This is a genomic window from Kribbella sp. NPDC051936, from assembly GCF_040680955.1.
Classification (GTDB): Bacteria; Actinomycetota; Actinomycetes; order Propionibacteriales; family Kribbellaceae; genus Kribbella.
The window spans coordinates 708,484-730,888 of record NZ_JBFAXS010000004.1 but is presented as its reverse complement, the minus strand read 5'-3'; the positions used below and the strand labels follow the sequence as shown (position 1 = coordinate 730,888).

Here is a 22,405-nt window from a genome sequence, read left to right as displayed (position 1 = left end):
CGGTCGACAGTCAGGTGTCAGCGCGCCGGGACAAACTCCGGCGTCGTCGTCACTACTGCGCGCTTGAACACGTTTCTACGTTAGCAGATCGGAGTCGAGACCGACGGGACGAATGAGTCCCTCCTGCGCGACCGAGGCGACGAGGTTGCCGTGCTCGGTGTACAGCCGGCCGGTGGCGAACCCTCGAGCTCCGGAGGCCGACGGCGAGGACTGGTCGTACAGAAGCCACTCGTCGGCGCGGAACGGGCGGTGGAACCAGAGCGCGTGGTCGAGCGAAGCGGGCTGGACGCGGCGGTCGCCGATCACGATGCCGTGCGGGAGCAGACTCGCGCCGAGCAGCGTCAGGTCGCTGGCGTAGGCCAGTACGCAGGCGTGCAGCGCCGGGTCGTCGGGAAGCTTGCCGGCGGCACGGATCCAGAACTGGCGGCCGGTGACACCGGCCAGCCGTACGTCGAGGGCCGCCCACTCACGATCCCAGTCGGCGGCCGGCCGACCCGACTGCGCTTCCAGGACGGTCGCCAGCCGCGGCGCCTCCTCCGGCGGTACGGCGTCGTCGGGCATCGGGTCCTGGTGGTCCAGGCCGGGCTCCGGCCGCTGGAACGACGCGGACATGTAGAAGATCGGCTTCCCGTGCTGCGACGCCACCACCCGGCGGCTGCTGAACGAGCCGCCGTCGCGGGTCGGCTCCGCTCGGTACACGATCGGTACCGACGTGTCACCGCCGCGCAGGAAGTACCCGTGCAGCGAGTGCACGACGCGCTCGGGTTCGACGGACCGCGCGGCCGCCGCGAGCGCCTGGCCGAGCACCTGTCCGCCGAACACCCGCTGCATCGAAGTCTGCGGCTGACGACCACGGAACAGGTCGACGTCGATCTTCTCCAGGTCGAGCAGCTCGACCAGATCCTCCAACGACTCAGGCATGCCTCATCCTGACAGCCTCAGGCCCCGCACACCGCCGTACCTGCTGTGGAAACCATCACGTACCTCCCGCCACGCGCTCCCATTTCCCTGGCAGACCAGGCAAATGTGGGGTTCGTCAGCCTGAACAGCGGTGACAAACCCAACATTTGCCTGGTGTACCAGGCAAATGCCGAGGGTGGCCGGGCGTGTCCCGAGCGCGGGCGGTGGGTGCGGGCGGTGGGGTGGGGTGGGCGGGGGGCGCGGCGTCAGTCGTTGTCGTCGCGGTTCAGCTCGGCGAGGAACTGCTCGACCTCGGCGCCCAGCTCGTCGGCGGACGGGGTGGAGTCGGCGAGCAGGCTCTTGCGGCTGAGTGAGCCCTCGGCCGCGTCGTACTGCGTCTCGAGCGCCTTGACGACCGCGCTGGCGTCCTCGGAGGCCTCGACCTGCTCGTCGACCAGCCGGCCGGTGACGGCGGCCTCGTCGAGCAGGGCCTTGCTAGGGAGCAGCAGGCCGGTCGCGGCGGAGATCGCGTGCACAAGCGCCAGCGCGGCGCCCGGGAAGCGGTTCTCGGCCAGGTAGTGCGGCACGTGGACGGCGAAGCCCATCGCGTCCTTGCCGGCCTCGCCCAGGCGGACCTGCAGCATCGTCCCGGCGCTCGCGGGCAGCCGCATCTCGCCGTCCCAGATGTTCGACCGGGTGACCAGCTCGGGCCGCGTCGCGTGCGCGGTCAGGCCGAGCGGCCGGGTGTGCGGCACACCCATCGGAATACCGTGCACACCGATCGTGAGCGTCACGTTGAACAGCTCGATGAGCTGGCGCATCGCCCCGGCGAACCGGTCCCAGTGGTTGTCCGGCTCGGCGCCCTCGAGCAGCAGGAAGTCGACCCCCGCGTCGTCGGTCACCAGGTGCAGGCTCAGGTGCGGCGGGTCGTAGTCGGTGAACCGGTCCTCGGCGAACGTCACCTCGGGCCGCCGGGCCCGGTAGTCGTGCAGCAGGTCGACGTCGAACCGCGCGAGCAACCGGTGGTCCAGCACCTCGAGCAGGTGGTCCGCGGTCACGCGGCCGGCCTGGCCGGCGTCCATGAACCCGTCCAGCGAGTGCACCAGCACCTTCGGCGTCGCCGCCGGGCCGGTTGCCACCGACTCGTCGACGATCTCGTAGAGGTCGTCCGGTCGCAGCATCGTCGTCTCCTTCGTAATGGCCGAGAGGCAGTTCTACCTTGACCAACGCCGCGACGTCGCGCGGTAATTCCGGCCGCCGGAAAGATTCAGGATGTTCCAAGACTCGGCGGTCGGCGAGACAGCTGCGGAAAGCGCTTGCTAAGTTGTCGTCGTGAGCCGCGAACCAGATTCCGCCCTGACCGTCATGCTGGCGATGAACGACGCCAGCCGGGACCGCGTCCTCGTACCGCGGGTCCGGCAGCGCCTCGACGCGATCGCCACCGTGCTGCCGGTCGGTCCCGGGACCAGCTTCCTCGCCGACCCCGCCGTCCGGGCGGCGCTCCCGGACGTCGACGTGCTGCTCACCGGCTGGGGCTGCCCGCGGATCGGCCCGGAGGTGCTCGACGCGGCGCCGAAGCTGCAGGCGATCCTGCACGCGGCCGGCTCCGTCAAGGCGATCGTCGACCCGTCCGCGTTCGACCGCGGCATCCAGGTCTCGTCGGCGGCCACCGCGAACGCGCAGCCGGTCGCCGAATTCACGGTCGCCGCGATCGTGCTGGCCGGGAAGCGGGCGTTCCGGCTCGCGGCGCAGTACCGGCTGGAGCGGCGCAAGGCGGACCCGCACGGGATGCCGGGCAGCTACGGGACGACGGTCGGCCTGCTCGGGGCGTCCCGGATCGCGAAGATGGTCGCGGAGCGGTTGCGCGGGTTCGACCTCGAGGTGCTGATCAGCGACCCGTACCTGAGCGCGGACGAGGCCGCGGCGCTGGGCGCGGAGCTGGTCGACAACGACACGCTCTTCCGGCGCAGCGACATACTCAGCGTGCACGCTCCGCTGCTCCCGGAGACCGTCGGCCTGGTGGACGCGCGCCTGCTCCGGCTGCTCAAGGACGGCTCCTCGCTGATCAACACCGCCCGCGGCAAGATCATCGACTCCGAGGCGCTGATCCGCGAGTGCGCGACCGGCCGGATCGACGCGATCCTCGACGTCACCGACCCCGAGCCGCTGCCGCCGGACTCACCGCTGCTCGACCTCCCGAACGTCTTCGTCACCCCGCACGTCGCCGGTGCCGTCGGCAACGAGATCGCCCGGCTCGGCGAGCTCGCCGTCGGCGAACTCGAACGCCTCGCCACCGGCCGGCCGCTCGAACACGCCATCAGCCCCTCCGAACTCGGGAGACTCGCATGAGCCGCCTCATCCTGCCCGACACCGACCGCGAGCTCTCGCGCCAGACAGGGTGGGTGCGGGCGCACTGGGAGGCGCTGGCCGACCATCTGCTCGACTCGCTCGTGCCGTACTTCTCCCCCGGCGCCTCCCTGGTCGAGCTGCCCGGCCGGCCGAGCCGGTCCGGTACGGCGTCGGACGCGCTGGAAGGTTTCGCGCGGTCGTTCATGCTCGCCGCGTTCCGGATCGCCGGCGTCCAGGGGAAGGGCTGCGAGCAGCTGATCGAGCGCTACGCCCGCGGTGTCGCGAACGGCGCGAACCCGGACCACCCGGAGGCGTGGCTGCGGCTGACCCCGAGGTCGCAGCAGATGGTCGAGGCCGCGGCGATCGCGGTGTCGCTGCACGAAACCCGCGAGTGGATCTGGGACCGGCTCGACACCCGCGCGCAGGAACACGTCGCGGAGTGGCTCGGCGGATTCAACAACTCGACGACGCACGACAACAACTGGCGGCTGTTCCAGGTCGTCAGTGAGCAGTTCCTCGCGTCCGTCGGCGCGCCCTTCGAGCAGAGCGACATCGACGCCGGCCTCGACCGGATCGAGGACTGGTACGTCGGCAACGGGTGGTACTCCGACGGCGACGGACAGAACTTCGACAACTACATCGGCTGGGCGATGCACCTGTACCCGGGCCTGTGGGCGCGGATGGCCGCCGCCACGCCGGGAGCGCAGTACGAGGACCGGCTGAAGCTCTACAAGGAGCGGATCAAGCTCTTCCTGGGCGACGCCGTCCACCTGGTCGGCAACGACGGCGCCCCGATCTACCAGGGCCGGTCGCTGACGTACCGGATGGCGGCCGCGGCGCCGTACTGGATGGGCGCGCTGCTCGACTCGACGCCGTTGACGCCGGGCGAGACGCGGCGGCTGTGCTCCGGGATCGCGCGGCACTTCGTGCAGCACGGCGTGCCGGACGAGCGCGGCATCCTGACGCTGGGGTGGTACGACACGTTCCTGCCGACCACGCAGCAGTACTCCGGACCTGGCTCGCCGTACTGGGCCTCGAAGGGGTTCGTCGGGCTGATCCTGCCGCCCGAGCACCCGGTCTGGTCGGACCCGGAGGACTCCGTCCCGCTTGACGACGCGGATCAGCTGAAGGCGATGCCGGAGCCGGGCTGGATCCTGCACGGGAGCCGTCACGACCAGGTGGTGCAACTGGTCAACCACGGCGCCGACCACGCGCCGGTGGCGGAGCCGGACGGCGTGGAGCCGGCGGGTGACCCGCACTACAACCGGCTGGCGTACGCGAACCACGCGGGGCCGGACCTGTCCGATCACGAGCCGCACGTCGACAACCTGATCTCGCTGGTCTCCCCCGGCGGGCCGGCCAGCGGTCGCGGGCGGATCCGGCGGCTCGGCGTCGACGGGCGGACGGCGTCGTCGTGGCACAACGCCTGGCTCGGCTCCGAGGGACCGTGGGCGATCGAGATCACGTCCGTGGTGCGCAGCGGCTGGGAGATCCGGTGTGCGCTGGTCGAGGGTCCGGCCGGGGCGCTCGTGCGCAGCGGCGGCTTCGCGGTCGCCGGCGAGTCTTTGCCGGTGGCAACGGTCAGCGACGCGGCCGCGGCGGCGCGGAACGCCGACGGCCTGGTGTCCGCGGTGGTCGGCCTGCACGGGTACGACGAGGCGGGCGTGCACCGCGGGCTCGGGGTGAACGCGTTCGGGGCGCACTCGGCGACGCCGTACCTGACCGCACCGCATCGCGGCGAGCCGCTGGTGCTGGTGAACGCCGTGCTGCTGACCCGGGACGCGTTGCGGCCGGAAGCGCTTGCCGAGGGCATCGATGTGATCGTCGACGGGACCACGGTGCGGATCGGCCTGCCCGGCGGTGTCGTGGAGGTCGTCGAGCTCGGACGGAATCGCGCCGGTTAGGTCAGGCTCGCCAAGCGTGTGTATTCGCCGCATGGCCGTTAGATTGACGGCATGAGCACGTACGAGAAACTCCTGCAGGAGCAGATCCGGAACGAATTCACCGCCTCGCAGCAGTACGTGGCGGTCGCTGTCTGGTACGACGAGCAGGATCTGCCCCGGCTGGCCGCGCACTTCTACAAGCAGTCGCTGGAAGAGCGCAACCACGCGATGATGATGGTCCAGTACCTGCTGGACAAGGACGTCCGGCCGCAGATCCCGTCCGTCGGCGAGGTCGAGTCCGAGTTCAAGGACGCGCTCGCGCCGCTCGAGCTCGCGCTGGCGCAGGAGATCACCGTCACCAAGCAGATCGAGACGCTGGCGCGGACGGCGCGTGACGAGAGCGACTACATCGGTGAGCAGTTCATGCAGTGGTTCCTCAAGGAGCAGGTCGAGGAGGTGTCCACGATGAAGACGCTGGTGAACGTCGCCAAGCGGGCCGGCGACAACCTCTTCCACCTCGAGGACTTCCTGGCCCGCGAGGCCGTCGGCGACGCCGCCGCGGACCCGACCGCCCCGGCCACCGCCGGCGGCGCGGTCTGAGCTACCAGCTCCCCCCGCCTCCGCCGCCGCCACCGCCGCCGGACGAGCCGCCGCTGAAGCCGGACGAGCTTCCGCCGCCACCGCCCGAGCTCGACGGCGTCGGCGGCGGGTCGAAGCTGCTGGCGACGGTGGAGCCGACGGCCCCGGCCGTCCAGCCGGACGTGTAGTAGGACGGGCCGGAGTACCAGTACGGGTCCGCCGGGATCCGGCCCGCGGCGACGAGCTGCTCGCACACCTTCTGCCAGCGGTCGGCCAGGCCGAACGCGATCGCCCAGGGCAGGTACCTCGAGAAGATGTCCTCCCCCTCCTCGAAGCGCAGCTGGTCCGCCTCGGCGGTGGCCAGGTACTTCCGGAAGCCGATCAGCTGGTCGGTCACCGCCCGGCCGGCCGGGTTCCGTTGCCCGCGGCCCCGGATCGCAATCCAGATGCCGATGGCAACGATCACCGCGAGCACCGGGACCGCCACCACGACGGCCCGGCCGAAACCGCCGGTCGCGGCGCTGGCGATGGTCCCGAAGATCCCGCCGCCGACGACCCAGATGCCGATCATCGCCAGACACGCGCAGCCGAAGCCGTTCTTGAACGCCGAGCCGCCGCCGGCCCGCGGCATCCGCAGGTACCACTCGCGGGCCTTCACCTGGTCGCGGAGCGCCTTGATCATGGCGTTGTGCGCGTTCCGCATGGTGTTGTCGCCCACCGCACCGCGGCGCAGCTGCACCTCCGTGCCGGGTTGCAGGCCCGGGAACAGGCCCAGCATCAACGCCTGCTCGTGCGGCGCGGTCGCGGCCGCCGGATTCAGCAGCACCGCCTTCTGCGAGTCGCCGTCGTTGTCGATCCGGACACCGCCGCGGACCGCCATGTCGATCAGCGTCGCGGCCGTCTCGGTGGTCGTCGCCTTCGCGTCGATCAGCAGGCCGCCCTCGGCGACCGGGATCCTCGGCGGCGCGAACGCGACCGGGATCTGGTCCTCGCTCAGGTCGTCCTGGACCGGTTGCGCGGCGAAACCGTCCGGCGGGAACGTGCCCGGCGGCATCCCGGCGTACCGCTGGTCCTTGTTGCCGAGCTTGGCGTAGAGCGCGGCGAGCACGATCGCGGCCGCGGTCACGATGCCGGAGCCGACCAGCGACAGCCAGGACACCCCGTTGCGCTCGAGCCAGCTCGGCGGGTCGACCACGATCGGGGTGTCGTTCTGGACGGCGCCGGCGGGGATTCCGGCGACGATCGTCACGCCCTCGCCACGCGCGAGGTCGGTCGCGCCGAAGACGCCCTGCTGGCCGCTGACCGTGCTCGTGCACTCCTCGGTGGAGCCATTTCCGCCCTGGAAGCAGGATGTCTTCTGGACTCCGCCCGGAACGGTCGCCTTGATGTCGACCCGGTTGATGTCGGCGCTCCAGGCCGTGCCGGTAGCGTCCCAGTACAGCTCGCTGTGGTCGTCGAAGTGCCGCAGCGCGCCGCGCACGTCGTACGTGATCACGTACGTCGCCTGGGTGCCGGGAATCGTCTTGTCCGCGGATCCGATCTTGAGCTGGAGCTCCTGGTAGCGGCCCTGGTTGCCGGTGTAGGTGTCCTCGGTGAACTCGGACGGCGCGCCGCTGGGTGACGACACTTTGATGTTCGAGACCCGGTACTCCTGGTCCTTCGACTTGTCGTCCTTGTACGGCTCGCGGATCACCAGGTCGCGGTAGATGCCGTGCCGGCCGCTGTCCGCGAAGCGGTAGTCGATCGTCTCGGTGACGTGCAGCACGCCGTCGGTGGACACCTGGTAGTCGATCGCGAAGTTCTCGATCTCGTCCCCGGCCTCCGCCGGGCCGGCGCTCGCCGGTACCGCGAAGCCGGCCAGTGCCAGGACCGCGAACAACAGGCCGACGACCACCCCGAGTGCCCTACGCATGCCCGTGACCCTACCGAGGAGCGGGGTCCGGGCGGCGGAGGCGGTCACGAATCCGGGACCTGATGGGCCTTGTGCGAAGTGACGGTTAGCGGAATCGTGGGTGGACCAGGAGGAACGTCATGGCAGACAAGACGAACACTTCCCAAGGCACCGGAGCCGCGCCCGCTGTGGACAGCCCGGCCGCCATCCGCAACGTGGTCCTGGTCGGCCCGTCGGGCGCCGGCAAGACCACCCTCGTCGAGGCCCTGCTGGTGGCCTCCGGAGTCCTGAACAGACCCGGCACCGTCCTGGACGGAACCACGGTGTGCGACTTCGACGACGCCGAGATCCGGCAGCAGCGCTCGGTGGGCCTGTCGCTCGCCTCGCTCCCGCACGCCGGTGTCAACGGCACGGTGAAGGTGAACCTGATCGACACGCCCGGATACGCCGATTTCGTCGGCGAGCTGCGGGCCGGTCTGCGCGCCGCGGACTGTGCGCTGTTCGTGATCTCGGCGAGCGAGGGTGTCGACGAGCCGACCCGGACGGTCTGGCAGGAGTGCGACGAGGTCGGGATGCCGCGCGCCGTCGTGATCACCAAGCTCGACCACGCCCGGGCGAACTACCAGAACGCGCTCGGCACCGCCCAGGCCGCCTTCGGCGACAAGGTGCTGCCGCTGTACCTGCCCGCTGGTGACGGGCTGATCGGGCTGCTCTCCCAGACCTACTACGAGTACGCCGGCGGCAAGCGGTCGACCTCCGCGCCGGACCCGTCGTACGGCGACCAGATCGAGGAGCTGCGCGGCTCGCTGATCGAGGGCATCATCGAGGAGTCCGAGGACGAGTCGCTGATGGACCGCTACCTCGGCGGCGAGGAGATCGACCAGAAGATCCTGATCGAGGACCTCGAGCACGCGGTCGCGCGTGGCTCGTTCTTCCCGGTCGTCCCGGTCTGCAGCGCGTCCGGCGTCGGCACGCTGGAGCTGCTCGAGGTGATCACCAGCGGCTTCCCGTCGCCGCCCGAGCACACGATCCCGGATGTCTTCACGCCGCACGGCGTCGCCCGCCAAGGCATCACCTGCGACCCCGCCGGTCCGCTGCTGGCCGAGGTGGTGAAGACGACGTCGGACCCGTACGTCGGGAGGGTCAGCCTGGTGCGGGTGTTCTCCGGCACCATCAGGCCCGACGCGACGGTTCACGTGTCGGGCCATTTCACGTCGTTCTTCGGCGCCCAGAACGGTGGCCAGGACGGCACACAGAGCGGCGCGTCGCACGGGCACGAGGACCACGACGAGGACGAGCGGATCGGCACGCTGTCGTTCCCGCTCGGCAAGAACCAGCGGCCCGCGGGCGCGGTGGTCGCCGGGGACATGTGCGCGGTCGGCCGGCTCACCAGGGCGGAGACCGGTGACACGCTGTCCGACAAGGCGGATCCGCTGCTGCTCAGGCCGTGGACGATGCCGGAGCCGTTGCTGCCGATCGCCGTCCAGGCGCACGCGAAGACCGACGAGGACAAGCTCGGGGTCGGGTTGCAGCGGCTGGCCGCCGAGGACCCGACGCTCCGGATCGAGCAGAACCCGGAGACCCACCAGATCGTGCTGTGGTGCATGGGCGAGGCGCATGCCGACGTCGTCCTGGACGCCCTGGCGAACCGGTACGGCGTCACGGTGGACACGGTGGAGCTGCGCGTCCCGCTCCGGGAGACGTTCGGCGGGCCGGCGAAGGGGCACGGCCGGCACGTGAAGCAGTCCGGCGGCCACGGTCAGTACGCCGTCTGCGACATCGAGGTCGAGCCGATGCCGGAGGGCACCGGGTTCGAGTTCGTCGACAAGGTGGTCGGCGGTGCGGTGCCACGGCAGTTCATCCCGAGCGTGGAGAAGGGCGTCCGGGCGCAGATGGAGAAGGGCGTCGCGGCCGGGTACCCGATGGTCGACATCCGCGTCACGCTGCTCGACGGCAAGGCGCACAGCGTCGACTCGTCGGACATGGCGTTCCAGATGGCCGGCAGCCTGGCGTTGCGGGAGGCGGCGGCCGCCTCGCGGGTGGCGATGCTCGAGCCCGTCGACCTGGTCTCGGTGCTGGTGCCGGACGACCTGGTGGGCGCCGTGATGAGCGACCTGTCCGGCCGGCGCGGGCGGCTGCTCGGCACCGACAAGATCGGCGAGAACAGGACGCTGGTGAAGGCCGAGGTGCCGCAGGTGGAGATCACCCGCTACACCATCGACCTCCGCTCGCTGTCGCACGGTTCGGCGTCGTTCACCCGGGAGTTCTCCCGCTACGAAGCGATGCCCGAGTCGGCGGCGGCGAAGCTGAAGAACTAGCTGAGGCGGCGGCGTACGTCGCGTGACTTGAGGTACGCCGCCACGTCGTCGTACCGCTCGCTCTGATTGGCGAACTCGATGTACGAGCGCACGCGGTGCAGCCAGTCGAGGGTCGACGGCTTCACCGCGGTCAGCGCGTCGGTGAGGTGCGGCATCGCCAGCGGCGGCTCGCCACCGGTCGACAGCGCCTCGTCGATGACCTTGTCGACGCCGCGCTCGATCAGCGCGCGCAGGTCCGCGCCGCTGAACATCGCGGTCTGCCCGGCGAGCGCCTTCAGGTCGAGACCGTCGGCCGGCACGTCCTTGGTCAGCACGGACAGGATGTCGGCGCGGGCCGGCTCGTCCGGCGGCGGCACGAAGATCACCCGGTCGAAGCGGCCGGGGCGGAGCATCGCTTCGTCCACGTCCCACGGCGCGTTGCTGGCGGCGAGCACGAGCAGGCCTTCGTTCTCCGAGCCGATCGCGTCGAGCTCCTGCAGCAGGACGTCGACCAGCCGGCGCGCCTCGGACCCGCCGTGCTTGTGGCGGGCGAACGCGAGCGCGTCCAGCTCGTCGAGGAACAGCACGCACGGCGCGTTGGCGCGGGCGCGCTCGAACGCGGCGTGCAGGTTGCGCTCGGACACGCCGAGGTACGGGTCCATGACGTCCTCGATGCGGACGTTGACGAATGGCAGTCCGCACTCCCCCGCGGTCGCCCGGGCCAGCAGCGTCTTGCCGCAGCCGGGCGGTCCGTAGAGCATCACGCCGCCGCCGGACTTCCGCCCGTACTTCTCGTACAGCTCGGGGCGGCTCAGCGGGAGGATCACCATCCGGTGGATGACCCGCTTGATCTCCTCCATGCCGCCCACCTGGTCGAAGGTGGTGGTCTCCTTCGGGGTGTCCAGGACCAGCGGGTCCTGCTCGTCCTCCGGACCGACCTTGATCCGGACGCCGCTGCGCTCGGAGATCATGCCGTCGACGAGCTGCTGGAGCCGGCCGGTCCCCTCGACCACGCCCTGCTGCCGCGCCGCTTCGAGCAGGTTCCGCAGCAGGGCAAGGCGCCCGTTCGCCGCGGCCAGCTCACCGACCGGTACGAACTGGTCGTCCGGCAGGCCGTGCTGGTCCAGCAGGACGACGTACTGGTCGAGCGCCTCCTCGGTCTCGCCGGCCGCCACCAGCGACTCCGCGAGCACGAGCCGCAGCAGCACGTCGTCCGGGTTGCCGTCGACGGCCTTGCGCAGCGCGTCGATCCGGTCGTTGGTCATTGGGGCCTACTTTCGGTTGATCCAGCGGCGGACCAGTGGCGGGACCACCCAGGAGTAGACGCAGAAGCCCAGCCAGAACATGGCGAACGCGAAGGACAGCGGCGCGAGCCCGGCGATCCGCAGGCCGTAGATGACCGCGACCGCGGCGACCCAGACGACCAGCGGGTTGAACCGCGCGAACGGCCGCAGCGGCAGCATCAGCGGGTGGTTGAACATCTTCGCCTCGCGGGCGGCGGCGCGCAGGTCCGCGTCACCCGGCTGGGCGGCGGCTGCGGAAGCCAGTGAGCGGTACCCGGACCGCGAGTCGCCGGTGAGCATCGACGCCGCCCCGTGCAGGGCCCGCGCGTTCGGGTCCTCGGGGTCGTGCGCCAGCGCCTCGGTGCTGTGCCGGTGCATGTCGCGGTCCTTGCCGAGCGCGAACGCCACCTGGGCGCGCGCCGCCGAGACCGCGGCGCTCTCCGGCGCGTGCGACGCGGCCCGCTCGACCAGGGCGCTCGCCTTCTCGGCCTGTCCGGCCGCGAGGCAGACGTGCGCGTACCCGATCAGCAGGTCGGGATCGTTCGGGTCAAGGCTCAAGCCCTGCAGGAACGCCGCTTCCGCCTCGGGCAGGCGCCCGTCCGACCGCAGCGACGACCCGAGGACGTGCAGCATCGCCGGGAACGGCCCGTGCAGGGTGAGGCCGTCCCGCAGGACGTCGATCGCCTCGGCGTTCCGGTCGAGCGCATGCAGGGCCGCGCCGCGGAACAGGTATGCGCGGTAGTCGATCGCGGCGTCACCGGACAGCCCCTGCAACTCGTCGAGCACCCGCTCGGGGCGGCCGATCTGCAGCCAGTGCGCCGCCATCCGCAGGCGGGCCTCACTCGGATCGTTCACAGCACCACCGTCACCAGGAGGAGGATCAAGGCCTCGGCGACCGCGCCGCCGATCGTCGCTGCGATTCCCATGCCCCACAGCGATCCGTAGTCCTTGCCGCGCAGCTGGAACGCGCGGTCCATCGGCCGCTGCAGCCGGAGCTGGGCCAGGCAGCACAGGACGGCGACGATGCGGATGCTCACCCGGAGACCGGACGTGACGCCGCTGTCGCCGTACAGCAGGACGAAGACTCCGATCACGGCCAGCAGGCCGGCGAGGCCGGTGAGCAGGATCAGCCGGCGCTTGGCGGCGTCGACGCCGAGCCGACCGGCGTTCAGGTAGGCCACCGCCGTGGACGCGAGCACGCCGCCGAAGAACGCGACGTACGTCTGGGACATCAGCCGCCACGGGCGCGCGGACATGTCCACGCCGGCACCGACGGTCGGGCGCAGGAGTTCGTCCGGCATCGGGCTCCTAGTACGACACAGATGGGCAGGGGTTCGGCTCGCGCAGTGTATAGCCTGTGCGGATGAGCGAGAACTGCATCTTCTGCGGGATCGTGGCCGGCACCATCCCCTCCACGCAGGTCGCTGAGAACGACCGGGCGATCGCCTTCATGGACATCAACCCCGGGACGACCGGGCACCTGCTCGTGGTGCCGCGCGCGCACTCGGCCGATCTACGCGAAGCCGCTCCCGAGGATCTCACCGGCGCGACCCTGCTCGCGCAGTCCCTGGTCGCCCGCGTGATCGACCGCCTCGACGCCGACGGAGCCAACCTGCTCAGCTGCATCGGCGCCGAGGCGTGGCAGTCGGTGTTCCACACCCACCTGCACGTGATCCCGCGCTACAAGGACGACCCCCTCCAGCTCCCCTGGCACCCGACGCCCGGGGACCTGGACGAGATCAACGCGACCGCCGCCAAGCTCGCCTAGAACCAGACAGGACCTGAGCCTTACCGCCCGGCGAAGAACTCGCGAAGGTCCTGCAGCAGCAGGTCCGGCGCGTCCTGAGTGGCCCAGTGGCTGCCGCGGTCGAACTCGTGCCAGGACACGATGTTCGCGTGGTCCCGCTCGGCGAACCGGCGCAGCGGACGGAAGTCGAACGCGAAGCTGGCCAGCGCGGTCGGCGCGGTGGTCGGCTCCTTCGGGTGCTCGGCGTGCTTGTCCTCGTAGTAGAAGCGTGCCGACGACGCACCGGTGTTCGTCAGCCAGTAGATCGTCGCGTTGGTCAGGACGTGCTCGTCGGAGCAGGAGCTGAGCAGCTGGGCGATCCACGAGAGCTGCCCGGTCGGTGAATCCGCCAGCGCGTGCGCGATGTTCTGCGGCGCCTGCTCCTGCAGCTTCGCGTACGCTCCCAGGTTGTCGTTGAAGTACTGCAGGAACTGCAGGTAGCCCTGCTCCTCCTCGGTGAGGTTCTCCAGCTCCGCCGGGTCCCCACTCGGGAACGAGAACAGCTGCGTCACGTGCACGCCGATCACGTGCTCCGGGTCGACCCGCCCGACCTCCGGCGACACGTACGACCCGCCGTCGTTGCCGTGGGCGCCGTACCGCTCGTAGCCCAGCCGGCGCATCAACTCGGCCCAGGCGGCGGCCACGCGGTACCTGTTCCAGCCGCGGTCCTTGGTCGGGCCGGAGAAGCCGAAGCCGGGGACCGATGGGATGACCACATGGAACGCCTGCTCGCCGTTGCGCGGGTTGGTGAGCGGCTCGATCAGGTCGAAGTACTCGAGTGAGGTGTTGGGCCAGCCGTGCGTGAGAACCAGCGGGATCGCGTTCGGCTCCGCCGAGCGGACGTGGAAGAAGTGGACGTTCTGCCCGTCGATCTCGGTGACGAACTGCGGGTACGCGTTCAGCCGCTCCTCCCACTTCCGCCAGTCGTACGACGTCAGCCACTGCTCGGTCAGGCGGCGCACGTAGGACAGCGGCACGCCGTACTCCCACTCGGGCGGCAGCGGCCCGGTCTGGACGGCGTCGGTGTAGTCGATGTCGAGCTCGCTCGCCCACCGGGTGCGGGTCAGGCGGTCGCGCAGGTCGTCCAGGTCGGCCTGCGGGATGTCGATGCGGAACGGCTTGATCTCGGTGTTGTTCGTCATGTCCCTAAACTCTCAGGCCATTAGGCGAGTCAGCTTCCTAATGACCTGAGAGACTTTCGGACATGATCGAGACCTCGGCGCGCCTGCTGAAGCTGCTGACGTTGTTGCAGTCGCCGCGCGACTGGACCGGTGCCGAGCTGGCCGAGAAACTGCAGGTCAGCCCGAGGACCGTGCGCAGCGACATCGAGCGGCTGCGGTCGCTCGGCTATCCGGTCGACGCCACCCGTGGATCCGTCGGCGGGTACCGGCTGGGCGCCGGCGCCGCGCTGCCGCCGTTGCTGCTGGACGACGACGAGGCCGTGGCGGTGGTCATCGGCCTGCGGAAGGCGGCCGGTATCGCCGGTGTCGAGGAGATGTCGTTGCGGGCGCTGACCAAGCTCGAACAGGTCCTGCCCTCGCGGCTGCGGCGCCGGGTCAACACGCTCGCGAGTTTCACCGTGCAGGTGCCGCCGGACGAACCCGGACCGCAGGTCGACCCGGAACTGCTGACGCAGCTGGCGGCGCTCTGCCGGGATCGTGAGCAGCTGCGCTTCGACTACCTGTCGCACTCCGGATCGCCGACCCTTCGGCGGACGGAGCCGCATCGGCTGGTCAACTGGGGCCGACGCTGGTACCTGGTCGCCTTCGACCTCGAGAGGCAGGACTGGCGGACGTTCAGGGTCGACCGGGTCCGTCCGCGGATCCCGACCGGGCCGCGCTTCGGGCCGCGCGAACTGCCCGAGGGCGGCGACGTGGCGGCCTACGTGTCGCGTCGCGTGTCCGCGGCGGCGTGGCGCTACCGAGCGTCGGTGACGGTCGCCGCACCCGCTGCTGTCCTGGCCGAGCAGCTGACGCCTGCCGTCGGGACCATCGAGCCGATCGACGAGCGGAGCTGCCTGCTGCAGACGGGCTCTGACACTGTGCAGAGCCTCGCAGTACACCTGGCGCTGCTGGATGTGGATTTCGTGATTCAGGACGGTCCGCCGGAGTTGACGGCCTACCTCGACCGGCTGGCCGAGCGCTACCGGCGAGCGACCAGCTCGTAGACGGACAGCAACTCGGGAAGCAGGACCGACCAGTCGTACTTCGGCACGGTGGCCAGCCCCAGCGCGCGCAGTTGCTCGCGCTCCTCGGGTCTGCGCAGCAGACGGAGGGCGCGGGCCGCCAGCTCGCCGGAGTCCCCCGGCTCGAACAACTCCCCCAGGTGCCCGCCTTCCAGGACCTGCCGGAACGCGGGCAGGTCGCTCGCCAGCACCGGGGCGCCTGCTGCCATTGCCTCCAGCAGGACGATGCCGAAGCTCTCGCCGCCGAGATGCGGAGCGATGTACAGGTCCGAGCCGGCCAGCATGTCGGCGCGGGCCTCGTCGTCGATCGCGCCCAGGAACAGCACGTTGTCGTGGTACCGCGGCGGGAGCGTCTCCTCGGCCTGTCCCGACCCGGCGACGAGGATCTTCAACCGCGGCCTCTCGGCGAGCAACGCGGGGACGGCAGCCAGCAGCACGCCGAGGCCCTTGCGCGGTTCGTCCAGGCGGCCGAGGAAGCTGATCGTGCCGTCCTCCCCCATCCACTCCGGCCGCGGACTGCCCTTGAACCGGGCGGTGTACAGCCCGTTCGGGATCACCACGGCCTCACCGCCGATGTGCTGGACCATCATCGAGCGGGCGTTCTCGGACACCGCGATCCGGGCGTCGATCTTCTCCAGCGCCGGCCGCAGCAGGCCGGCCGCCACGCTCATCGCCCGGGACCGCACCTGCCAGGTGTGGAAGGTGGCGACGAACGGCCCGTCCGCGGACCACAGCGCGATGATCGACGCGCTCGGCGTGGTCGGCTCGTGGACGTGGACGACGTCGAAGTGCCCGTCGGCGAGCCAGCTCTTCACCCGGGCGGCGGTCCGCGGCCCGAACGTCACACGGGCCACCGACCCGTTGTACGGCACGCCGACGGCCCGGCCGGACGAGACGACGTACGGCGGGACCGCGTCCGCAGCGTCCACCGGGGCGAGGACCGAGACCTCGTGTCCGAGCGCCAGCAGCGCCTCGGCCAGGTCGCGGACGTGGTTCTGCACCCCGCCGGGCGTGCCCAGCGAGTACGGACACACCACGCCGATCCTCACAGCAGGATTGTTACTCCTCCAGGAAAATCCTCTGCAGCATGTGCCAGTCCTCGGGGTGCTCGCCGATTCCCACGGCGAACGCGTCCGCACACCGTTGGGTCATCGCCGCCGCACCGCCATCGGGGTCGACGGCGTCGTGGAACGTGATCACCAGGTCGCGGCCTTCGTAGTGCAGCGTCGCCGGGATCAGCGGCGCGCCCGTCTTCAAGCTCAGCGCGGCGGGTCCGACGGGCATCCGGGACGGGCGGCCGAAGAACGTGACCGGCACACCCCGCTCGGACAGGTCGCGGTCGGCGACGAGGCAGACGAATCCGCCGGCGCGGAGCCGGTCAGCGAGCACGCCGGTGACGTCCTCGTCACCACCCGTCAGCGGGAGCACCTCCATGCCGAGCTTCTTGCGGTAGGCGATGAAGCGGTCGAACAGCGACTCCGGCTGCAGCCGTTCGGCGACTGTCGACACCGGCATACCGGTCAGCCCGGCCCACGCGCCCGCGTGGTCGTAGTTCGCCAGGTGCGGCAGCGCGCAGATCACACCCTGCCCGGCGGCGTACGCGTCCCGCAGCACCTTCTCGTTGACCGTCCGCACGCTGCCGACGATCTGCTCGCGGGTCCACTCGGGCAGGCGGAACGCCTCCTGCCAGTAGCGCAGGTACGAGCGCAGGCCGGCGCGGGTGAGTTCGTCGAGCTCCGCCTCGGTGGCGTCCGGGCGGACCGCGGCCAGGTTGCCGCGCAACCGCCGTACGCCGCGGCCGTTGCGGCGGAACGTGCGGTCGGCGGCCTGCCGGAACAGCCAGGTGACGGTCCGCTCGGGCAGGCGCCGGACCAGGGTCCAGGCGAGCGCGAAAGCGAGGTCGACGGCCCGCTGCCGACCGCTCTCCATCAGGCCTTGGTGTCCGGCGGGGGCGTGTCGAGTCCGGAGTTCGACGGGTCGGCCAGCACCTGCTTGCGCACGGACAGCGAGCGCTGGACGACGGTGATCGTGCTCGCCGCGGCGACGTACCAGATCACGATCTCGAGCAGGATCGGCAGGTCGAAGATGTCCGAGAAGAACGCCAGGACCAGCGTGAACACCAGCCGGTCGGCCCGCTCGGCGAGGCCGCCGCTCGCCTTCAGCCCGAGGCTCTCCGCCTTGGCCCGCGCGTACGACGTGACCGCGCCCATCACCAGCGCCCACAGCGTCACGGCCGCCATCAGGGTCGAGTCGCCGGCCCGCGAGTTCGCGTAGAACATCACCAGACCGCCGTACACGGCGCCGTCGGCGATCCGGTCCAGCGTCGAGTCGAGGAACGAGCCCCACTTCGACGACGTCCCCGACGTCCGGGCCATGTAGCCGTCGATCAGGTCCGAGAACACGAACGCCGTGATCACCAGGACGCCGATCCACAGCTGGCCGCGCGGGAAGAAGATCAGCGCTCCCGCGGACACACCGATGGTGCCCACCAGCGTGACCATGTCGGCGCTCACGCCGAGCTTGAGCAGGAGGGTGGCGATCGGCGTGATCACCTTGGTCCAGAACTGCCGGAATCTGTTAAGCATGGCGACGTGATCGTAGTTCACCGAGGTCACCATCAGGCGACAAGGCCCTGTCTGGTGGTCCAGCGCCGTAGCGAGGAGGTGCTCGGTGCGGTGCATCGGCGTGCGGGGGCGAAGGTCTCGATGCGGAGCATCGTGGCCTTTGCACCCGTGCGGCGAGGTGCCGTGCCGAGTGCCCCGCAGTAGGCGATGGGTCACCAGACAGGGCCTCGGCACGGGTTTCGGCCTGCGCGGCGCCCGGCGGCAGGGGATGCTGGAGGGTGAGGAGGTGGCCGCCATGGCTCGTCGGCAGCTCGCGGGCGCGCTTGTCCTCCTGCTTGCCGCCAGCGGCTGCTCGGTCGCCCAGCGCGCCAACGGGACCGCTCCGGCCCCGGTGCCACCCAGGGTGATCGTTCCGACCGTGATCGCTCCCCCGCAGGCCGAGGGCCTGGACGGTACGTCGGGAGCGCCCGGGCCGCAGGTGTGTACGGCGATCACGCGCACCCTGACCGCCAAGTTCCGCGGCCCGGTCACGGCGAAGCCGAACGCCTGGAACGACGGCGGACTCCCCGCGATGGACCTCTGCACGCTGCTGCTCGGGGACCTGCCGGTCACGATCGGCGTGAGCGCGCTGCCGATCCAGCCGGACACGCTCAGCCGGCTCGTGGAGAACCCCGGGTCGGTCGCCGAGCTCCCGGAGCTCGGGCCGGAAGCAACCATCAGCGAGTCGCGGATCGTGTTCCGGGTCGGCGACCGCGCCGTGCGCATCACGCCGGCCGGCGGCATCGACCGCGATCCCGCCGACGGGATCGAGAAGGCACGCGCGGTCACGATCGCGCTCGCCGCGCGGGACGCCGTACCGCGCACCCTGCGGCCGGCCCGGCAGGCGGACGAGACCTGCCAGCTGGCGACCTCGGCCGCCGAGCGGTTCATCCAGCTGCGGGTGCAGCTGCGGCGGGACTACCGGGTGAAGGGCGCGCTGACGTGCGTCTGGGGAACGTACGACGCGACCGTGTCGATCGTGGAGGCGTTCGACCAGGCGACGATCCCGGAAGCGCAGCAGGTGCCGCCGCCCCGTTTCGCGCCGATCGGCCAGCCCGGCTATTACCTCCCCGAGGCCGGCGAACTCGTCTTCCGCCAGGGCCGCCGCGTCGTCCGCGTCACGGCCCTGACCAACCCGCCACGCGAGGTCACCCTCGACACCCTGACCACCCTCGTCGACCCGATGCTGCCCCTCTTCCTGCGCTGAACTTCACCGGTCAGGCCCTCGCCGGCGAGTGATCCCGCGTGGGCGATCTGCCGTTCACGGCCAGGACTTCGCGAGCAGCGCCCGGGTGTCGGCGAGGAGTTGCGGGAGGACCTTCGTGTGCGCGATCGCAGGCATGAAGTTGGTGTCCCCCGACCACCGCGGTACGACGTGCTGGTGCAGGTGACCGGCGATGCCGGCTCCGGCGATCTCGCCCTGGTTCATGCCGATGTTGAAGCCCTGCGCCGCCGACACCGTGCGGACCGCCTGCATCGCCTCGCGGGTCAGCGTCGAGACGTCCGCGACCTCGGCGTCGGTCAGCTCGGTGTAGTCGGCGACGTGCCGGTAGGGCACGACCATCAGGTGCCCCGGGTTGTACGGATACAGGTTGAGCACGGCGTACGCCGCCTCGCCGCGGTGCACGATCAGCGCGTCCACGTCCGGCAGCCCCGGGAGCCGGCAGAACGGGCACCCCGCTCCGGCCTCGGAGCTGGTCGGCTTGTTCTCGCCCTCGATGTAGGCCATCCGGTGCGGCGTCCACAACCGCATGAACGGGTCCGGCACCCCGACGCCGTCCTGCCGCACCAGCTCCTCGGGCTCGTACGGCGATCCGGGGTGCTCGCTCATACCCGCTCCGTCATACCTGGACGCGCTTCTTCACGGACTCGACGATCTCCGCGACCGCGTCCGCGATCGGTACGCCGTTCTTCTGCGTGCCGTCGCGGTACCGGAACGAGACGGACCCGGCGGCCATGTCCTCGTCGCCGGCGATCAGCATGTACGGCGTCTTCGCCTTCTGGGCGTTCCGGATCTTCTTCTGCATCCGGTCGTCGGAGGCGTCGACCTCGACCCGGATGCCCTCAGCCTTCAGCTGCTTCGCGACGTCGAACAGGTAGTCCACGTGCCCGTCCGTCACCGGGATGCCGACCACCTGGATCGGGGCCAGCCAGGGCGGGAAGGCGCCGGCGTAGTGCTCGGTGAGCACGGCGACGAACCGCTCGATCGAGCCGAACAGCGCGCGGTGGATCATCACCGGCCGCTGCCGGGAGCCGTCCGGCGCGGTGTACTCGAGCTCGAACCGCTCGGGCAGGTTGAAGTCCAGCTGGATCGTCGACATCTGCCAGGTCCGGCCGATCGCGTCCTTGGCCTGGACGGAGATCTTCGGGCCGTAGAACGCGGCGCCGCCCGGGTCCGGGACCAGCTCCAGACCGGAGCCCTCGGCGACCTCGCGCAGCGTCGCGGTGGCCTCCTCCCAGACCTCGTCGGAGCCGACGAACTTGTCCGGGTTCTTGGTGGACAGCTCCAGGTAGAAGTCGTCCAGCCCGTAGTCGGCGAGCAGGCCGAGCACGAAGGTGAGCAGGTTGCGCAGCTCGTCGCGCATCTGCTCCCGGGTGCAGTAGATGTGCGCGTCGTCCTGGGTGAAGCCGCGGGCCCGGGTCATGCCGTGCACGACGCCGGACTTCTCCAGCCGGTACACCGTGCCGAACTCGAACAGCCGCAGCGGCAGCTCCCGGTACGACCGGCCGCGGGCGGCGAAGATCAGGTTGTGCATCGGGCAGTTCATCGGCTTCAGGTAGTAGTCCTGGCCCTGCTTGCGGATCTGCCCGTCCGCGCCGCGCTCCTCGTCCAGGTGCATGGGCGGGTACATGCCGTCGGCGTACCAGTCGAGGTGCCCGGAGGTCTCGAACAGCTGGCCCTTGGTGATGTGCGGCGAGTAGACGAACTCGTAGTCGTCCTCGACGTGCCGCTGGCGGGAGTAGTCCTCCATCACCTTGCGCAGCACACCGCCCTTCGGGTGGAAGACGGCCAGGCCGGAACCGATCTCGTCCGGGAAGCTGAACAGGTCGAGCTCGGTACCCAGCTTGCGGTGGTCGCGCTTGGCGGCCTCCTCGAGCCGGGTCAGGTGGGCCTTCAGCTCGTCGCGCGATTCCCACGCGGTGCCGTAGATCCGCTGCAGCTGCGGGTTCTTCTCGCTCCCCCGCCAGTACGCCGCGGCGGTGCGCATGAGCTTGAAGTTGCCGAGATACCCCGTGGCGGGGACGTGCGGCCCGCGACACAGGTCCTTCCAGGCGACGCTGTCGTCGCGCCGGATGTTGTCGTAGATCGTCAGCTCGCCGCCGCCGACCTCGACGCTCGCGCCCTCGGCCGCGTCCGCCGCGGAGCCCTTGATGCCGATCAGCTCGAGCTTGTAGGGCTCGCTCGCCAGCTCGGTGCGTGCGTCGTCGTCGGAGACCACCCGGCGGCTGAACCGCTGCCGCTCCTTGATGATCTGCTGCATCTTCTTCTCGAGCTTGGTCAGGTCCTCCGGCGTGAACGGCGTCGGCACGTCGAAGTCGTAGTAGAACCCGTTCTCCACCGGCGGGCCGATGCCGAGCTTGGCCTCCGGGAACAGGTCCTGCACCGCCTGGGCGAGGACGTGCGCGGTCGAGTGCCGGATGATCGCCCGGCCGTCCTCCGACGACGCCTTGACCGGCTCGATCTCGTCGCCGTCGGCGACCACCCGGGACAGGTCCCGCAGCTCACCGTTGACCCGGGCGGCGATGGCGGAGCGGTCCTGGCCGAAGATCCCGGCGAACAGCTCCCCGATCGTCGTCGTCTCGGTCACACTCCGCTCAGCCTCGCCCTCGACGCCGATCAGATGGACCTTGACTTCCGACACGTTCACTCCTCGGTTCCCGACCGGCCCGATCGCCGATCACACGAATGGTATCGACTCACCTGACGAAAGTAGGGGTCGGGACCAGCCGCTCGTCCGATGTGCCGCGGTAGGCCTGATTTCTAGGTTCTTCGGTATGAGTGACGCGATCCTGCACTTCGCCGAAGAGTTGATGTCCTCGTGGTGGATCTATCTCGCGTTGTGGGGGTTCGCCACGCTGGACGGGTTCTTCCCGGCGATCCCCAGCGAGACCCTGGTCGTCACCGCCGGCGTGTTCGCCGCAGCCACCGGCGAGCCGAACCTGTACGCCGTGATCGTGGTCTCCGCGATCGGCGCGTTCGTCGGCGACCACGTGTCGTACGCGCTCGGCCGCGGCGCCGGCGGGCGGCTGCTCGACCGGATGAAGCCAGGCACCAAACGGCACGCGGCCGTCCTGTGGGCCCGCCGCGCGCTGGCCGAGCGTGGCGGTCTGGTCCTCGTGGTCGCCCGCTACGTGCCCGGCGGCCGGACAGCGGTCACGCTGACCATGGGATCAGTGCGCTACCCGCTGCGGAGCTTCACTTCCTTCGCGGCCGTGGCCGCCATCAGTTGGGGCGTCTACTGCACCCTCGTCGGTTACATCGGCGGCAAGGCCTTCGAGGACAACCCGCTGAAGGGCGTCGCCCTCGGGATCGGCCTCGCGCTGGCGGTCACGCTCGTCGTCGAGCTGGTCCGCCACCGCCTCCGCAAAGCTCAACCTCAGGTCGAACGTGAGCCCGAACTGATCGACCGCTGACCGACCCCGCGGGC

The 22,405-nt window shown here is 70.5% G+C and carries 20 protein-coding genes; 8 read left to right on the top strand and 12 right to left on the bottom strand.

The annotated features are described in order from the left end of the window. Positions 1-75 precede the first annotated feature (75 nt). Entirely contained in the window at positions 76-921 is an 846-nt protein-coding gene (locus AB0L64_RS17465; RefSeq protein WP_363711108.1) for an acyl-CoA thioesterase II, read from the bottom strand. 245 nt (positions 922-1,166) lie between these two features. Beyond that, the gene (locus tag AB0L64_RS17460) at positions 1,167-2,081 is read right to left on the bottom strand and encodes a PAC2 family protein (protein ID WP_363711107.1); all 915 of its coding nucleotides are present in this window, start codon (positions 2,079-2,081) and stop codon (positions 1,167-1,169) included. Between the two features lie 151 nt (positions 2,082-2,232). Between AB0L64_RS17460 and AB0L64_RS17455 the strand changes: the two genes are divergently transcribed. The 3 genes from AB0L64_RS17455 to AB0L64_RS17445 are packed head-to-tail and all read left to right on the top strand — an operon-like array spanning position 2,233 to position 5,732. Next, positions 2,233-3,249 carry a hydroxyacid dehydrogenase gene (locus AB0L64_RS17455; RefSeq protein WP_363711106.1) on the top strand — a complete coding sequence of 339 codons (1,017 nt, stop codon included), beginning with the start codon at positions 2,233-2,235 and terminating at the stop codon, positions 3,247-3,249. Further along, positions 3,246-5,153 carry a DUF2264 domain-containing protein gene (locus AB0L64_RS17450; RefSeq protein ID WP_363711105.1) on the top strand — a complete coding sequence of 636 codons (1,908 nt, stop codon included), beginning with the start codon at positions 3,246-3,248 and terminating at the stop codon, positions 5,151-5,153. Before AB0L64_RS17455 ends, AB0L64_RS17450 begins: the two co-directional genes overlap by 4 nt. Positions 5,154-5,204: 51 nt before the next feature. Next, positions 5,205-5,732 (top strand): ferritin, encoded by a 528-nt coding sequence (locus tag AB0L64_RS17445; protein WP_363711104.1) that lies wholly within the window; start codon positions 5,205-5,207, stop codon positions 5,730-5,732. 1 nt (position 5,733) lies between these two features. Here the strand turns inward: AB0L64_RS17445 and AB0L64_RS17440 are convergent, their stop codons facing one another. Beyond that, the gene (locus AB0L64_RS17440; protein WP_363711103.1) at positions 5,734-7,623 is read right to left on the bottom strand and encodes a DUF2207 domain-containing protein; all 1,890 of its coding nucleotides are present in this window, start codon (positions 7,621-7,623) and stop codon (positions 5,734-5,736) included. Between the two features lie 119 nt (positions 7,624-7,742). On the opposite strand from AB0L64_RS17440, the gene AB0L64_RS17435 reads away from it, so the two are divergent. After that, positions 7,743-9,920, top strand: a complete 2,178-nt coding sequence (locus AB0L64_RS17435) for an elongation factor G-like protein EF-G2 (protein ID WP_363711102.1) — start codon at positions 7,743-7,745, stop codon at positions 9,918-9,920. On the opposite strand, the gene AB0L64_RS17430 is transcribed toward AB0L64_RS17435, so the two are convergent. The 3 genes from AB0L64_RS17430 to AB0L64_RS17420 are packed head-to-tail and all read right to left on the bottom strand — an operon-like array spanning position 9,917 to position 12,483. Further along, positions 9,917-11,164: a tetratricopeptide repeat protein gene (locus AB0L64_RS17430; RefSeq protein WP_363711101.1), complete on the bottom strand. Its 1,248-nt coding sequence runs from the start codon at positions 11,162-11,164 to the stop codon at positions 9,917-9,919. The two genes, AB0L64_RS17435 and AB0L64_RS17430, sit on opposite strands and share 4 nt — an antisense overlap. Before the next feature lie 6 nt (positions 11,165-11,170). After that, positions 11,171-12,037, bottom strand: a complete 867-nt coding sequence (locus AB0L64_RS17425; RefSeq protein WP_363711100.1) for a tetratricopeptide repeat protein — start codon at positions 12,035-12,037, stop codon at positions 11,171-11,173. Next, on the bottom strand, positions 12,034-12,483 hold the full coding sequence (locus AB0L64_RS17420; protein WP_363711099.1) for a hypothetical protein: 450 nt from the start codon (positions 12,481-12,483) through the stop codon (positions 12,034-12,036). Before AB0L64_RS17420 ends, AB0L64_RS17425 begins: the two co-directional genes overlap by 4 nt. 62 nt (positions 12,484-12,545) lie before the next feature. Between AB0L64_RS17420 and AB0L64_RS17415 the strand changes: the two genes are divergently transcribed. Next, on the top strand, positions 12,546-12,950 hold the full coding sequence (locus AB0L64_RS17415) for an HIT domain-containing protein (protein WP_355690856.1): 405 nt from the start codon (positions 12,546-12,548) through the stop codon (positions 12,948-12,950). A 20-nt stretch (positions 12,951-12,970) separates the two neighbouring features. On the opposite strand, the gene AB0L64_RS17410 is transcribed toward AB0L64_RS17415, so the two are convergent. Beyond that, positions 12,971-14,110, bottom strand: coding sequence for an epoxide hydrolase family protein (locus tag AB0L64_RS17410; protein ID WP_363711098.1), 1,140 nt, complete (start codon positions 14,108-14,110; stop codon positions 12,971-12,973). A gap of 62 nt (positions 14,111-14,172) precedes the next feature. On the opposite strand from AB0L64_RS17410, the gene AB0L64_RS17405 reads away from it, so the two are divergent. Beyond that, positions 14,173-15,135: a transcriptional regulator gene (locus AB0L64_RS17405; RefSeq protein ID WP_363711097.1), complete on the top strand. Its 963-nt coding sequence runs from the start codon at positions 14,173-14,175 to the stop codon at positions 15,133-15,135. Here the strand turns inward: AB0L64_RS17405 and AB0L64_RS17400 are convergent. The 3 genes from AB0L64_RS17400 to pgsA are packed head-to-tail and all read right to left on the bottom strand — an operon-like array spanning position 15,111 to position 17,738. After that, complete coding sequence (locus AB0L64_RS17400) at positions 15,111-16,202, bottom strand: glycosyltransferase family 4 protein (RefSeq protein WP_363711096.1); 1,092 nt, start codon at positions 16,200-16,202, stop codon at positions 15,111-15,113. The genes AB0L64_RS17405 and AB0L64_RS17400 overlap by 25 nt on opposite strands. A 10-nt stretch (positions 16,203-16,212) precedes the next feature. Next, on the bottom strand, positions 16,213-17,082 hold the full coding sequence (locus tag AB0L64_RS17395; protein WP_363711095.1) for a phosphatidylinositol mannoside acyltransferase: 870 nt from the start codon (positions 17,080-17,082) through the stop codon (positions 16,213-16,215). Then, entirely contained in the window at positions 17,082-17,738 is a 657-nt protein-coding gene (gene pgsA / locus AB0L64_RS17390) for a phosphatidylinositol phosphate synthase (protein WP_363711094.1), read from the bottom strand. Before pgsA ends, AB0L64_RS17395 begins: the two co-directional genes overlap by 1 nt. Before the next feature lie 274 nt (positions 17,739-18,012). Between pgsA and AB0L64_RS17385 the strand changes: the two genes are divergently transcribed. Beyond that, positions 18,013-18,963: a hypothetical protein gene (locus AB0L64_RS17385; protein WP_363711093.1), complete on the top strand. Its 951-nt coding sequence runs from the start codon at positions 18,013-18,015 to the stop codon at positions 18,961-18,963. 54 nt (positions 18,964-19,017) lie between these two features. Here the strand turns inward: AB0L64_RS17385 and AB0L64_RS17380 are convergent, their stop codons facing one another. Together AB0L64_RS17380 and thrS are read right to left on the bottom strand one after the other, a co-directional pair. Continuing rightward, positions 19,018-19,587, bottom strand: coding sequence for an HIT domain-containing protein (locus AB0L64_RS17380; RefSeq protein ID WP_359929102.1), 570 nt, complete (start codon positions 19,585-19,587; stop codon positions 19,018-19,020). Positions 19,588-19,597: 10 nt separating this feature from the next. Further along, a complete protein-coding gene (gene thrS / locus AB0L64_RS17375) occupies positions 19,598-21,619 on the bottom strand; it encodes a threonine--tRNA ligase (RefSeq protein WP_359929104.1) in 2,022 nt (673 codons plus the stop codon). A 133-nt stretch (positions 21,620-21,752) separates the two neighbouring features. Between thrS and AB0L64_RS17370 the strand changes: the two genes are divergently transcribed. After that, a complete protein-coding gene (locus AB0L64_RS17370) occupies positions 21,753-22,391 on the top strand; it encodes a DedA family protein (RefSeq protein ID WP_363711092.1) in 639 nt (212 codons plus the stop codon). Positions 22,392-22,405: the final 14 nt, after the last annotated feature.